The sequence below is a fragment of the Bartonella sp. B1099 genome (assembly GCF_944801835.1).
Classification (GTDB): Bacteria; Pseudomonadota; Alphaproteobacteria; order Rhizobiales; family Rhizobiaceae; genus Bartonella.
In genome coordinates this window covers 350,382-363,308 of record NZ_CALYLN010000001.1, presented here as the reverse complement: position 1 = coordinate 363,308, position 12,927 = coordinate 350,382, and the positions used below count along the sequence as shown (strand labels likewise).

14 protein-coding genes, 1 tRNA gene and 1 pseudogene are annotated in these 12,927 nt (G+C 45.0%); 11 read left to right on the top strand and 5 right to left on the bottom strand.

The features are described from left to right. Positions 1-8: 8 nt before the first annotated feature. Positions 9-2,255 carry a toprim domain-containing protein gene (locus NNJ73_RS01560; RefSeq protein ID WP_254492394.1) on the bottom strand — a complete coding sequence of 749 codons (2,247 nt, stop codon included), beginning with the start codon at positions 2,253-2,255 and terminating at the stop codon, positions 9-11. A gap of 60 nt (positions 2,256-2,315) precedes the next feature. On the opposite strand from NNJ73_RS01560, the gene NNJ73_RS01555 reads away from it, so the two are divergent. Beyond that, positions 2,316-2,636 (top strand): hypothetical protein, encoded by a 321-nt coding sequence (locus NNJ73_RS01555; RefSeq protein WP_254492393.1) that lies wholly within the window; start codon positions 2,316-2,318, stop codon positions 2,634-2,636. Positions 2,637-2,667: 31 nt separating this feature from the next. Here NNJ73_RS01555 and NNJ73_RS01550 read toward each other — a convergent pair whose 3' ends face one another. Beyond that, positions 2,668-3,300 (bottom strand): hypothetical protein, encoded by a 633-nt coding sequence (locus NNJ73_RS01550; RefSeq protein WP_254492392.1) that lies wholly within the window; start codon positions 3,298-3,300, stop codon positions 2,668-2,670. Between NNJ73_RS01550 and NNJ73_RS01545 the strand changes: the two genes are divergently transcribed. Further along, positions 3,279-3,602: a hypothetical protein gene (locus tag NNJ73_RS01545; RefSeq protein ID WP_254492391.1), complete on the top strand. Its 324-nt coding sequence runs from the start codon at positions 3,279-3,281 to the stop codon at positions 3,600-3,602. The two genes, NNJ73_RS01550 and NNJ73_RS01545, sit on opposite strands and share 22 nt — an antisense overlap. Here the strand turns inward: NNJ73_RS01545 and NNJ73_RS01540 are convergent. After that, entirely contained in the window at positions 3,580-4,665 is a 1,086-nt protein-coding gene (locus NNJ73_RS01540) for a DUF1376 domain-containing protein (RefSeq protein ID WP_254492390.1), read from the bottom strand. The two genes, NNJ73_RS01545 and NNJ73_RS01540, sit on opposite strands and share 23 nt — an antisense overlap. Before the next feature lie 77 nt (positions 4,666-4,742). On the opposite strand from NNJ73_RS01540, the gene NNJ73_RS01535 reads away from it, so the two are divergent. From NNJ73_RS01535 to NNJ73_RS01510, 6 genes are all read left to right on the top strand, one after another. Next, on the top strand, positions 4,743-4,946 hold the full coding sequence (locus tag NNJ73_RS01535; protein WP_254492389.1) for a hypothetical protein: 204 nt from the start codon (positions 4,743-4,745) through the stop codon (positions 4,944-4,946). Between the two features lie 123 nt (positions 4,947-5,069). Further along, positions 5,070-5,387 (top strand): helix-turn-helix domain-containing protein, encoded by a 318-nt coding sequence (locus NNJ73_RS01530; RefSeq protein ID WP_254492388.1) that lies wholly within the window; start codon positions 5,070-5,072, stop codon positions 5,385-5,387. 313 nt (positions 5,388-5,700) lie between these two features. Further along, a complete protein-coding gene (locus NNJ73_RS01525; RefSeq protein WP_254492387.1) occupies positions 5,701-6,090 on the top strand; it encodes a hypothetical protein in 390 nt (129 codons plus the stop codon). Positions 6,091-6,092: 2 nt separating this feature from the next. Next, a complete protein-coding gene (locus NNJ73_RS01520) occupies positions 6,093-6,281 on the top strand; it encodes a hypothetical protein (RefSeq protein ID WP_254492386.1) in 189 nt (62 codons plus the stop codon). Positions 6,282-6,325: 44 nt separating this feature from the next. Continuing rightward, on the top strand, positions 6,326-6,529 hold the full coding sequence (locus NNJ73_RS01515; RefSeq protein ID WP_254492385.1) for a hypothetical protein: 204 nt from the start codon (positions 6,326-6,328) through the stop codon (positions 6,527-6,529). 810 nt (positions 6,530-7,339) lie between these two features. Then, the gene (locus tag NNJ73_RS01510) at positions 7,340-8,098 is read left to right on the top strand and encodes a YqaJ viral recombinase family protein (protein WP_254492384.1); all 759 of its coding nucleotides are present in this window, start codon (positions 7,340-7,342) and stop codon (positions 8,096-8,098) included. A gap of 683 nt (positions 8,099-8,781) precedes the next feature. Here NNJ73_RS01510 and NNJ73_RS01505 read toward each other — a convergent pair. Beyond that, positions 8,782-9,105, bottom strand: a complete 324-nt coding sequence (locus NNJ73_RS01505; RefSeq protein WP_254492383.1) for a hypothetical protein — start codon at positions 9,103-9,105, stop codon at positions 8,782-8,784. Between the two features lie 802 nt (positions 9,106-9,907). Beyond that, a tRNA-Thr gene (locus tag NNJ73_RS01500) sits at positions 9,908-9,982 on the bottom strand. A 182-nt stretch (positions 9,983-10,164) separates the two neighbouring features. Here NNJ73_RS01500 and NNJ73_RS01495 point away from each other — a divergent pair. From NNJ73_RS01495 to NNJ73_RS01485, 3 genes and pseudogenes are all read left to right on the top strand, one after another. Further along, the gene (locus tag NNJ73_RS01495) at positions 10,165-10,317 is read left to right on the top strand and encodes a hypothetical protein (protein WP_254474838.1); all 153 of its coding nucleotides are present in this window, start codon (positions 10,165-10,167) and stop codon (positions 10,315-10,317) included. 164 nt (positions 10,318-10,481) lie between these two features. After that, complete coding sequence (gene murA / locus NNJ73_RS01490; RefSeq protein ID WP_254492382.1) at positions 10,482-11,777, top strand: UDP-N-acetylglucosamine 1-carboxyvinyltransferase; 1,296 nt, start codon at positions 10,482-10,484, stop codon at positions 11,775-11,777. Positions 11,778-11,847: 70 nt separating this feature from the next. Further along, positions 11,848-12,399, top strand: a pseudogene (locus NNJ73_RS01485) (UDP-N-acetylglucosamine 1-carboxyvinyltransferase); the annotation flags it as partial. Positions 12,400-12,927: the final 528 nt, after the last annotated feature.

Sequence of the window (12,927 nt, the reverse complement as noted above, 5' to 3'; positions counted from 1 at the left end):
GAGGGGCGTTAAAGATAACGCCGCGGACAAGATTGTTCAAAAGAACAGCGATAGCGGTAGGTTTGGGGGTCAAACCAGAGACCGATTTTGCCTTCAAAATCGCCAGAACGTTGTTTGGCAATATTCATAATGACACCGGGGCGTTTGACTAAATCGGCTTTTTCTTGCGCCAGAGAGGCGGCAAAAATTTTATCTTCTAACGACCGATTGCGCCAAATGGTGATAATGTTAAAAGCATTCGCTCCAATTTCTGAGGCGCCTTTAATATCTTCTGTTCCGGGGATATCTTTATCCAGCCCTCCTTTGCGGGCATGGGCGACAAGATGAATATGCACAGTGTTTAAAACAGCCCAATCCACCATTTTATAAACCGCTTGTTCTTGCCCGGCATAATCATCAGAGGCAATGCCAAGCCGCATGAGACTGTCGATAATAAATTGATCGCACCCATAGCGCGCACGACAATAGTCAAAGACATCAAGTAAGGTGTCAACACTCGATTTGCCAACATGTTCATAAAGAATAAGCCCATCGTCTAAAAAATGCAAAATGCGTTCAATGGTCTCTTTTGTAGGCTTTTCTAAGCCGCCCGTTTGTTTGGTTAAACGTCGAAGCGATTGTTCTCCTTTCATTTCTAAAGAGGCTAAGCAAAGGCGACTGTTTTGCGCAATCCAATGGGGAATACAGTCAGACAACAATTGGCTTTTGCCTGCACCACTGGCGCCGCTCCACAGCGTTAATTCTGCGGGGCGAAAATGCAATTTACCTTTAAGTTTAGGATAGGGAACCGTATAGCCAAGGTGTTTTTCAGGCTCTGGCCAAAAAAGCCCAATCACTTGATCTTTATAGTCTGAGGCGCGTCGTAAGCCTTCTGGGGCAAAGCTTTTGGCGCAAGTAAAAGCCGCCTTTATGGTGGCAGCATCAATCCCCGTGGTTAAACACTCATTGGCATCTTTGCGGGGTAAGCGAACCCGGTAGCAACGGTGACGCCCAAGCCTGCTGGCAATTTCATGAGCGGCTTCTTCTCCGGGCTGGTCCATATCGGTGGCTAAAAAAATGGTTTCAAACGCTTCTAAATGATCAAATTCATTTTCAATCCAATTGTGCTTGCCTCCCTTTCCACCGCCAAAGGGGACAGAGACCGCTGGATAGCCATAGGCGGCAAGCGAAAGCGCATCAATTTCTCCTTCCGTGATGACAATTATTCGGTTTGTTGAAGAAAGCGTGGGAAACAACGCGTGGTCTATGGACGCATGCTGAGGCATCTGCGTGGTGGCGTGGGTTGTGGGTGTGGGCTGAGAGGTGTGCGTGGCGCTGTGGATTGTGGGCGCGGGCGCAGAGGTTTGTGTGGCGCTGTGGGTTGTGGGTGTGGGCGCAGAGGTGTGCGTGGCGCTGTGGGTTGTGGGTGCGGGTTCAGAGGTGTGCGTGGTGGCGTGGGCTGTGGGTACGGGTTCAGAGGTGTGCGTGGTGGCGTGGGCTGTGGGTACGGGTTCAGAGGTGTGCGTGGTGGCGTGGGCTGTGGGTACGGGTTCAGAGGTGTGCGTGGTGGCGTGGGCTGTGGGTACGGGCTGAGAGGTGTGCGTGGTAGCGTGGGCTGTGGGTACGGGCTGAGAGGTGTGCGTGGCGCTGTGGGTTGTGGGTACGGGTTCAGAGGTTTGTGTGGTTTTGTGGTCCGTAGGGTAAAGGGCTTGCCAACCAAATAAAATCGGTTCACATTGGGCTGCTGTGGGTTTTGTTTTGGCGCCTGCTTGTGCAAGCCGTTCTTTGACTAAAGCAAGGGTGCCATCGGGTTTATAAAAGGGGAAAATGATTTTTTCACCCTCTTCTCCTATGCGGTAGCGCTTGATAATCTCTAGAGGGATATGGCGTTCTTTGTGGAGATAGGTTTTTACGCGATTTTGTGGGGGGTGCCCTTTAGGAACCGGGGGACGGCGGTAGGAACGTTGGGGAACCATAAAAGGTTTGGGGCGTGTGAGATTGAGAGTTGCGCGTGCTTCTTCGAGTGCTTGAGAGAGGCTAATGCCTTTGACTTCACACCAAAGGTCTAAAATATCGCCTCCGATACCTTCTGCAAAATCATACCAAAGCCCTGCTTTACTGCCGCTTAAGCAAATCGATAAACTTTGACCGGGCTCCCCGCGTGTGTTGCCAACAATCCAATGGTTGCCACGTTTGTGCCCTTGGGGAAGAAGCATTTCTGCTATCCGATTAGCTTGGGCGATAAGTTTTTGTTTGATTTCAAAAATTGTGCTCATGGTCATGCGTGATCTTATGGGTTTTGGGATTCTATTTTGTTGTTTTCGCCATTCAATTTCGTGGCGAAATCCATAGCGCTATGGCGCTTGCCAATCTGCTTTGTGGGCTTTTTACGGGTTTTGGCTTGCCAATGGGTTTGGCTTTTACTCAGGCCTTCTAAAGCGGCTGCGTTGCTGTTTGGTTGCTTGTGTGGGAAGGGGTGCTCTTGCCGGGGAGCGGTGGGACAAGGCGTGTGTGTGACAAGAGAAGAGGCGGTGGCTTGCGGATGTTGTGTTCCTTTGCGTGGAAAAGATAAAGCGTGTGGGGCATGGGCTGTTATGATGAGAGCCGTGTGGGGGATGGTGATGCGTTTTATGGTGGCTGCTTTGCCTGTTGTTTAGATGGGTGTTGTTTGGATGCCTATTGTTATGTTCAGGGTTGTTTTGCCTGTGTGGCAATCGGAGCTCTTGCCGGGGGGCGGTGGGGCAAAGCGTGTGTGTGAAAGAGAAGGGGCGGTGGCTTGCGGGGGTTGCTTGAAGGATTGGTGCGTTGTTTGAGCCTTCTAAAGCGGCTGCGTTGCTGTTTGGTTGCTTGTGTGGGAAGTGGAGCCCTTGCCGGGGGACGGTGGTGCAAGGCGTGCGCCTGAAAGAGAAGGGGCGGTGGCTTGCGGGTGTTGCTTGAAGGATTGGTGCGTTGTTTGAGCCTTCTAAAGCGGCTGCGTTGCTGTCTGTTTGCTTGTGTGGGAAGTGGAGCCCTTGCCGGGGGGCGGTGGGGCAAAGCGTGTGTGTGAAAGAGAAGAGGCAGCGGCTTGCGGGGGGTGCTTGAAGGATTGGTGCGTTGTTTGAGCCTTCTAAAGCGGCTGCGTTGCTGTTTGGTTGCTTGTGTGGGAAGTGGAGCCCTTGCCGGGGGGCGGTGGGGCAAAGCGTGTGTGTGAAAGAGAAGAGGCAGCGGCTTGCGGGGGTTGCTTGAAGGATTGGTGCGTTGTTTGAGCCTTCTAAAGCGGCTGCGTTGCTGTTTGGTTGCTTGTGTGGGAAGGGGTGCTCTTGCCGGGGGGCGGTGGGACAAGGCGTGTGTGTGAAAGAGAAGGGGCGGTAGCTTGCGGGTGTTGTATTCTTTTGCGTGGAAAAGATGAGGCGTGTGGGGCATGGGCTGTTATGATGAGAGCCGTGTGGGGGATGGTGATGCGTTTTATGGTGGCTGCTTTGCCTGTTGTTTGGATGAGTGTTGTTTGGGTGCTCGTTGTTGTGTTCAGAGTTGTTTTGCCGGATAGTGTTTTGTTTATGGTTTTGAAACATTGGTGCCCTCGCGTTTGCTTGTGTGAGAAAAGGGTTGGACCATGTGATGTCAACAATCGTCGCTATAGTTGATCAGACTGCGGTAAAGATTCTCGTCGCTCTCAGAAGGGCGCGGTGAGACGCTTTCCTGTTTTTGCTGTTCTAACCGTTCGATTTCACGGCGATACCAGTTGCGCCATGTGGCTTGCCAATCTACTTTGAGGGCTTCTTTGCCACTCTTGGCTTGCCAATAATCGCGAAACTTCTTGGCTTGCCAATGGGCTTGGCTCTCACTTAAGCCTTCTGAAATTGCTGCCTTGATGTCTGCTTGCCAAGTTTCAGGAAGACGGTGTCCTTTGACAAGGCTGGAGGGGGTGGTTTTTTTGTTGGAACAAGGCGACGAAGGCGATGTTGAAAAGCTCGAGGACACACAATTGACGGTTTTTTTTGTATTTTTCTTTGGGACAATCGCTGTGAGAGCGGATTCTCGCGCCCCTGCTTGAAGAGCGGTGGCGGTGCCGTTTTCATGTTTTGTTTCTGCCGGTGAGGAGGCGGCTAGTGAGACGGAGGTTGGTGAGGCGGAGAGAGCCAATCTGGGAGATGGCCCGCTTTGTTCCAGACTCTCTTGGCTGGAAAGGTCCACTTCTTTCTCATCAAACACCCTATTCTTTTCAAAAACACCGTTAGGTGTTTCCTTTTCTTCTGCCTTTTGAGCTTCTAAACTTTGTTGAGCATCTTTTGTTCGCGCGTTAAGCAGTTGTTGAATCTCAGTATTGATTTTCTTGCGCTTTTTTGCCGAAGAACGACCCGCAAAGGACTTTTGTTCAAGCAATTTTTCACGCTCTTGAAAAACATTTTCGCAACGCGCATTCCATAAACCATTGGCTAAATTTAAAATCTTACCCTCGTGGATCAGCATTCCTAAAACATTAACAAAAGTTCGCTTGTCACAACCGCAAAGACGCGCTAAACGTTCTTCCGAGATTTCTAGAGGACGACCGCGTGCATACATTTCATTGAGAAGAACCGTATAAATTCCAATCTCATGTGCGCGCATGCCACGAACACCTCCTAGAAAGTCATTTTGGTACCAACAAACATATGGAAGCCTGGACGATTCATAGTGAGGAGTTTCTTGTTGATTAACGTGTTTCATACGGCAGTCTACTTTCTTCTTTCTTATACAGTTTCATTGAAGATAAAAGCGCAAACAGAAATTTAACGTGTGGTGCTTTGATTCTGTTCGATGACAACTATAAAGAGCTTCTTTATGACGTTGATAAATCTGTGGGTGTGCTTGAAGGGCATGGAAACTTAAAACTTGAGTTTGCAATGATGGAAAAAATAAAAAGAACAACACGTCTCAATGAATCAGTTTTGGGAAGTTGCCCTTTGTCTCCATGGTGTGGTGAAAGTGTTTTTATGAGCAAAAAATGATTTTTTATTTCCCCCTAAAAAATAAAATTTGTCCCCTTAATTTTATCCTTTTTAAAGGATATTGCAAGCCCGTTTTGTAAAAAGGACGTGTTTTTTTTTAAAGACGCGCTATATGGTGAAATTATGAATATCGATGGTTGGCGTAAAAGATTAAGGACCGCTTTGGAAAAAAGTGGACGCTCAAAAAGATCTATCTCTCTCGCTGCCGGTAAAGGCGCGGGTTACCTTCATTCTATCCTTTCTGAAGGAAAAGAGCCAACAATCGAATCTCTTTCGCGAATTTGTCACGAAATTGATATCAGTATGAATTATATTCTTTACGGTAAGGGGGCTAGCCCTGAAGATAAAGAATTTATAGAGCTTATTTCAAAGCTCTCTCCTGAAGAGAGACAGGCGATTTTAACTCTTTTGCGGCGACCCGTTGACGAAGCTTCAAAATAAGTTCTTTTTGTGCTTTTGAATCAAGACGACTCCAGTATTCTATTAATATTATATCACTCATTTTATCTCTCCTGTGTGTTTATCGTTGCAATTAAGTGAGAACAAATAGCGAACAACAAAAGAACATGAGGGGAACAAGGTATAACAGATCTTTATTTATGTATGTCATTTGAACCCCGCAAAGACTTAAAATATATCTTTTATGAAGGATAAAATGCTTGACATCTCTCCTATAGAGGAGATAAGACTAACGCTATATTTGATCTTGTCAAGATGAAGCCATGCTTTATCAACTATCTAAAGGGGGAAAATCATGAAAAATATTCCATTCGTTAAAGAGGATGAAATCATTATCATTCTCTGTGAAGATGAAAAGCCCGATAGCTATGAAGGACCTATCGAAGAAATCGAAGAAGTACTCGAACTCATTGAAGAATCTGAAACTGTTTATAAAGTTTTACGATTTGATCTTACAACAAATCATGCTGAAGATGTGACCGAACAAATCGCTGATTGTTATGTCGAAAATTATGAAATAAACGAAGAAAATGCCCACTTGCAGCCCTTCATTTTGAATAGTGAAGCCTATCATGCCTGTTTAGATGAAAGAGTGGCACGCGATTATGAAGATAATCTCTATGGCTCCTATGAAAAACAGCATCGTTTACGCCCTTGTGATGTCTTGTCAGATTATTGGTGGTAATCATGCCAAGTTATCTCAAGACATCTTATCGAGGCTTTCCACTTTATTATGCTGGAAAGACTCAAAATTTAATCAGACTCGAACCACAAAAACACAATGCTGTTCTTTTCATATCGCAAGAGGCGGCTGAGGATATGGCAAACAACTTGGCGGAAGAATATTGCCACCATGATTTTTCTGTCGTGCAATAGCAGCATGGAAAAAAAGCTCTTTCCTCCCGTGAGATAGATCATTGATGGCTAAGGTAAAAGCCTCCAGTGTTTTTTCACGGGGGAAAAGGGGGGCTTTCCTTTCATTCATTTTTAGGGGCTGTTTGGGGGGAGGCGCTGTTTGGGAGAGAGAGCCGATAGGGGGCGCTAGTATGGAGAAAAGGGGAAAGGGGTGGGCGGCGCGTGAGGGGGAAAGGTTGGCGCGCAGTTGCTTGATTTTGGGAGAGTAAGAAAATGAAAAAGATGTCGCAAAAGGCAGAAAGTTTAGCGGGATATGCTAAAGTGTCTGCAGGACAATGAAGTGTGAGAGAGGTAGAGGGGGAGGTGTACAGAGTTGATGAGGGCAAAAATTCTATAAAAGGTAAGTTTAAGGCGGAATGTGGGTGTTGAAAGGAGCATCAGAGGCTTAGCGTGAGAAGTGTTGCGGGGGGAAGATGGTGGACGGTGTTGGGGGGAATCTAAGGACGTAGGCGCGGGGGAAGAAGGGAGTTTTGTACAGTGTTGATAAGGGAGAAAATTTCATAAAAAGGCAGTTTTAAGGGGGCGTGGGTGTTGAAAGGGGCATCAGAGGCTGAGCCGTCGCAAATATTGCTTGAGGGAGATGGCGGAAGATTTTTCACAAGCAAGAGATAAGAAAGTCAATTGGGGGAAGATGTTAGGGATGTAAGAGAGGAGACCGGGGGCGGTTTTGTCTGCTTTTGTATCGTGTGTGTGAGGGGTACAGTGAGAGATTCCCCCCCCATGGTAGGTCAGTTGACGGATAATTGACGGGATAGGTGTTTTTTCACGGGGGAAAAGGGGGGTGCTTTCCTTTCATTCATTTTTAGGGGCTGTTTGGGGGGAGGCGCTGTTTGGGAGAGAGAGCCGATAGGGGGCGCTAGTATGGAGAGAGAGACAAGAGGGTGTGTGAAGCGTTTGTGCAGTTGGAGGGAAGGAGGAGGCGTCTGTTGTGCGTGGGGGATCATAAAATGTGATGTTTCAAAGAGCATCTTGCAAAGAGGATATAGTGTCAAAAAAAGAGCCAGATAAAGGGGGAAAACATGCCAATTATTATCGATTGTATTCAGGGAACAGAGGAATGGCAAAAAGTGCGCAATGGTTTGATTACAGCTTCTCTGTTTGAGATGGTTATGGCAGAAAAAAAACAGGGACAAAAAACATCACGCTATTATAGTGTCATGATGAAATTGGCAGGAGAAAGAATGACCGGAAAAACCGTTGAGGAAGGGACAACACTTTCTCAGCGACGTGGGACAGAATTAGAACCAAGAGCACGACAGCTTTATGGAAAACTGACACAGACAGAACCGGAATGTATTGGCTTTGTTTTAGCCGATGATCGCAGAAAAGGATTTTCTCCTGATGCTTTTGTGGGAAAAAATGGATTATTGGAAATTAAAACAAAAAAACCTGAAATTTTAATTCCTCATTTTGCGCAAAAAAATTTTCCAGCAGAACATAAAGCACAATGTCAGGGAGGCTTATGGATTTCGCAACGCGAATGGGTGGATTTGATGCTCTATTGGCCAGATATGCCTCCTTTGATTAAACGCGCTTATCGTGATGAAGCCTATATCAGCAAGCTTGAAGTTGAAATTCATCGTTTTAATGAGGCTTTGGAGAAGATGGTCCAGCATATTAAATGTTTCGAGACAGGCTTTAGCATAAGAACAGACAGTGCTTTGAGGGAGGGGGAAGGAAAAAAGTTGAAGACAAAGCGTCTGTTGAGAGGAAAAACAAGAGTAAAACGGGAAAGAAAGGGATCTTGTACAGCGTTGATTAGGGAGAAAATTCTGTAAAAAGGTAAGTTTTAAGGGAAAAGGGGGCATCAGAGATTTAGCGTGAAAAGTATTGCTTGGGGAAGTGGGAGCGATGTTTGAGGGAGGATGTCAAGTGGAGGACGTACTTTGGAGGTGAGATGTTGGGGCAGTGAGAGAGGAGATGGGGGGCGGTTTTGTCCGCTTTTGTGTTGCGGGTTTGAGGGGCATGGGAAGTTTCCCCGTGAAGATTCACGTGTTTTTTCACGGGGGAGAGAAGGGAGGGTGTTGTGTTTTCGTTTCGTTTATTGTGGAGAGCTGTGTTGGTGGGGAGGCAATAGGAGGCGCCAGCATGGAGAAAGGGGAAAGGTTGGCGCGCAGTTGCTTGATTTTTGGAGAGTAAGAAAATGGAAAAGATGTTGCAAAAGGCAGAAAGCTTAGCGGGATATGCAAAGTATCTGCAAGACAATGAAGCGTGAGAGAGGCAGAGGAGGAGGCGTACAGCGTTGATGAGGGGAGAAAATTCCATAAAAAGGTAAGTTTCAAGGAGGAACGTGGATGTTGAAGGAGGGGGTATCAGAAGCTTAGCGTCATAAGTATGCTGAAAAATGGCGGTACGTGGCACATAGTATCTCAATGCGGGGAGATACAGTTCAAAATACTTTAAAACATAAGATGTTCTTCATGTTTTGAGAAAGTTTTTTTACGAAAGGAGTGAGAGACGATCAACTAACTATAAAGGGGATGGCCATAATCGCCAAGGCTGTCATTATTGTCAATAAACAGGCTGGAATCTTAAAGCGAAAACGCCAAAGGATATTGACTGGAACAGACATGATCGTCGTTAAGATGAATCCTACGATAAACCATTGTAGAGATAATCCTATGATATTGATCTCATTTCTATTCAAACGATCTTGTTCTAATTCTTTCTCTGAAACACAATCGATAATAGAAAAACCACGATAAACAGGAAATTCTCTCCTTGGACAAGAAGTAACGGAAAATTTTTCAAGCTTTGACCATTCTTCTTCTTGTTCTATTTCCAATCGCTTCTTTTCTATTTTTTGTCTTATATATTCTTTTGAAATACAATTGATCGGAGATGTCTCCCCAACGAAAAACTCATCCTTTGCACAGCTACTCTTTGCAGGATCTGTGAATAAAACTGCGCTTATTGCTATAGGGCAAAATCTTATTGCTATAGCGAATAAAATAAGGGGTTTAAACATGGGGCTTTATTGTCCTTTGTTGCTAACGCGTTTTTATAAGAAGTTTCTGTTGAAAAGATCAGTATGTGTCGTTTTTATGTTAAAAATATGTACAGAAGCGTGTTTAATGAAAATGGCGATCGTGATCATCTTGTATTCCAACAAGGGTGTGGTACAGGTTAAAACCCCGCCTGAGCGGAGTTTTTATTTGTTGGAGAGGAGATTCATATCATAAGCAGAATGAAAGCGCGTGGGGGAAACATTCAGAAAATGAAAATGCCTCGACAAATCTAAAAAAGTCAAGGGAAGGGCAAAGGGCTCAACGGGTAAGGCTTGGCAAAGGGAGGGATAGGACATTTTCATGAAGCTTAAGAAGGGGTATGCAAGGCAAGAGCAGGTATGCAAGCAAGGGGGCATTGTTCTTGGTGTCTCAATTTCAAAATTTGTGCGCAAAGTGTTTGAGAGATCAAGTGTTTTGGAGGCTAAGCGCGTCATTGAGATCATTGATGGTGAAGCCATTAAAGCACATGGCTTAAAGCAGGGAGAATTTGGTCAAGCCAACAGAGGCTGGAAGGGAAAAGATGGATGCTTGCAGGAAAGGCTTAGAGACAAGAAAGAGAGAGGAAAAAGAAGAATAAAATGGTGCTGCGAGAGAGGATTGAACTCTCGACCTCTCCCTTACCAAGGGAGTGCTCTACCACTGAGCTACCGCAGCCGTTTTCAATCGTTGCGCTGTCTTGTGCCATATTGTCAGAAAATAGGCAAGAGAACATTTGTATATTCTTGCAAGAAAACGTATCTTATGTCATGACAAGTGTGTTCTTATACTCTTAAACATTTTTTAAAAAGCCGTGAGTTGATTGGATAGAAGCTCAACACTGTTTAAAAGGTTGCGCAATGACACAGATGCATCAAAAACAAAAGCACAATGAAATAAATCATCAAGAGGAAAAAGCAAAACGACGTCAAGAAAGATTGGCGCAGCAATTGCGACAAAACTTAAAACGTCGAAAAGAGCAAAGTCGAAAAAGAGCCCAAGAAGAGCTCTAAAATGCAAAAAAAATGTTTTTTTAAGGCATCTTTGCAACCAAACGTCTCAATTATTTGTTCTCATCGTTAGAAGGCGTTTTAAAAAAACGATCAATAAAGCATAACTTTTCAAAAGGAGAAAAACCTTTGGAAGAGGTGGCGCAAAGGAAAAGAGGGAAAACACGATGGATGCTATTCAAATTGTTGGTGGGGAAAAACTTAAAGGGACAATTCCGATTTCAGGGGCAAAAAATGCTGCATTGCCTCTTATGATTGCGTCATTGTTGACAGAAGAAACGCTCACGCTAGAAAATATTCCGCATCTTGCTGATGTTGAATTGCTTATTCGTATTCTTAATAATCATGGGGTGGGATATGCCGTTGATGGACAAGAGTTTCATGATGATGGGACCAATTCAAGAACCATTCACTTTACCGCGCAAAAAATAGCCACAACACGGGCGTCTTACGAATTGGTGAGAAAAATGCGCGCAAGCTTTTGGGTGATTGGACCACTGCTTGCTCGATGCTTGGAGGCTTATGTTTCGCTGCCTGGGGGGTGTGCTATTGGAACAAGACCCGTGGATTTTATCCTCGAAGGACTAAAAAGTTTAGGTGCTCATATTGCTATCGAAAATGGATATGTTCATGCAAAAGCACCAAAGGGATTAAAAGGGGCGCATTACCGTTTTCCTAAAGTCACGGTTGGGGGAACCCATGTGTTGCTGATGGCGGCGACAATGGCAAAGGGAACAACCACTCTTAAGAATGCGGCGTGTGAACCAGAAGTCACAAATCTTATTCGAACCTTGAATGCCATGGGCGCTCAAATAACGGGTGAAGGTACAACGACGCTTACCGTTGAAGGGGTGAAAAAACTCAAAGGAACAAGAATACGCGTTATTGCAGATCGAATTGAAGCGGGAACATATGCAATGGCTGTGGCAATAGTGGGCGGAGATGTCTTTCTGAAAAATGCCAACCCTAATCATCTGACAACAGTGCTGAAGGTTTTGCAAAAAACAGGGCTTGAGATTCAAATAGAACCTCAAGGAATTCACGTGAAGCGAAATCCAGCAATCACAAAAATTATGCCCGTTGATATTAAAACAGGACCATATCCTGCTTTCCCAACCGATCTTCAAGCGCAGTTTATGGCGTTGATGACACGGGCTGAAGGAATCTCCCATATTACGGAGACGATTTTTGAAAATCGTTTTATGCATGTTCAAGAACTCAACCGGTTAGGGGCAGAGATAAAACTCGATGGTGAGACGGCAACGGTCTATGGAAAGGAGAAGTTGCAAGGCGCCCCCGTGATGGCAACCGATTTGCGGGCTTCTGTCTCTCTGGTGATTGCAGCATTGGCTGCAAAGGGCGAAACAATCGTTAATCGTGTTTACCATCTTGATCGTGGCTTTGAGAGGTTGGAAGAAAAATTAGCCCGATGTGGTGCTAAAATTCAACGAATAACGGCGTGAATCTGTCCAAGATATACTGAAGACTGTTTTGGGGGAGGGCATGCGTTCAGGCATGTTTTGAGGTGTATTGTTAGAGGTGGTGATGGCGGGAGGAGATGTCTTTTTTGAAAAATGCCAACCCTAATCATCTGACAATAGTGCTGAAGGTTTTGCAAAAAACAGGGCTTGAGATTCACATGAGAGCCTCAAGGAATTCACGTGAAGCGAAATCCAAAAAACACAAAAATTATGCCCGTTGATATTAAAACAGGACCATATCCTGCTTTCCCAACCGATCTTCAAGCGCAGTTTATGGCGTTGATGACACGGGCTGAAGGAATCTCCCATGATTGTGGAGACGATTTTTGAAAATCGTTTTATGCATGTTCAAGAACTCAACCGGTTAGGGGCAGAGATAAAACTCGATGGTGAGACGGCAACGGTTTATGGAAAGGAGAAGTTGCAAGGCGCCCCCGTGATGGCAACCGATTTGCGTGGCTTTTTGTCTCTCTGGTGATTGCAGCATTGGCTGCAAAGGGCGAAACAATCGTTAATCGTGTTTACCATCTTGATCGTGGCTTTTTAGAGGTTGGAAGAAAAATTAGCCCGATGTGGTGCTAAAATTCAACGAATAACGGCGTGAATCTGTCCAAGATATACTGAAGACTGTTTTGGGGGAGGGCATGCGTTCAGGCATGTTTTGAGGTGTATTGTTAGAGGTGGTGATGGCGGCCCCCGTAGAACAGATGAGGTGGTGATGGCGGGCGGAGATGTCTTTTTTGAAAAATGCCAACCCTAATCATCTGACAACAGTGCTGAAGGTTTTGCAAAAAACAGGGCTTGTTGATTTTTTTTTATGTACAATTCGATACCATTTTTAATCTACACATGCTTGTTTTTGTTTATCTGGGAGAAATAATCTCTTTCATCTGACATTTCAGTTTTAAACTATCTTAAAAAAAGGGATAAAAATAAACTTCCGCGTTGTTTTATCGTAAATAAATCCATTGAAAGAGAGAAAAATGAAAGAAAAGTTTGAAATTATTGAATTTCATAGCTTGATCAAGTATTGCTGGATATTTTCTGATTTATTCTTGACTTTGAATGTGTGAAAAAAGGAATATGTGAAAAAACCACAAGCAGATAAACTTGAGGTCAGAAAAGTACTGTT

What these genes read in the sequence shown, in the direction of transcription:
- NNJ73_RS01540 (WP_254492390.1), bottom strand. Translation starts at nt 4,665, where the DNA reads ATGAAACACGTTAATCAACAAGAAACTCCTCACTATGAATCGTCCAGG.
- NNJ73_RS01495 (WP_254474838.1), top strand. Translation starts at nt 10,165, where the DNA reads ATGACACAGATGCATCAAAAACAAAAGCACAATGAAATAAATCATCAA.
- NNJ73_RS01520 (WP_254492386.1), top strand. Translation starts at nt 6,093, where the DNA reads ATGCCAAGTTATCTCAAGACATCTTATCGAGGCTTTCCACTTTATTAT.
- NNJ73_RS01525 (WP_254492387.1), top strand. Translation starts at nt 5,701, where the DNA reads ATGAAAAATATTCCATTCGTTAAAGAGGATGAAATCATTATCATTCTC.
- murA (WP_254492382.1), top strand. Translation starts at nt 10,482, where the DNA reads ATGGATGCTATTCAAATTGTTGGTGGGGAAAAACTTAAAGGGACAATT.
- NNJ73_RS01530 (WP_254492388.1), top strand. Translation starts at nt 5,070, where the DNA reads ATGAATATCGATGGTTGGCGTAAAAGATTAAGGACCGCTTTGGAAAAA.
- NNJ73_RS01510 (WP_254492384.1), top strand. Translation starts at nt 7,340, where the DNA reads ATGCCAATTATTATCGATTGTATTCAGGGAACAGAGGAATGGCAAAAA.
- NNJ73_RS01515 (WP_254492385.1), top strand. Translation starts at nt 6,326, where the DNA reads ATGGCTAAGGTAAAAGCCTCCAGTGTTTTTTCACGGGGGAAAAGGGGG.
- NNJ73_RS01560 (WP_254492394.1), bottom strand. Translation starts at nt 2,255, where the DNA reads ATGAGCACAATTTTTGAAATCAAACAAAAACTTATCGCCCAAGCTAAT.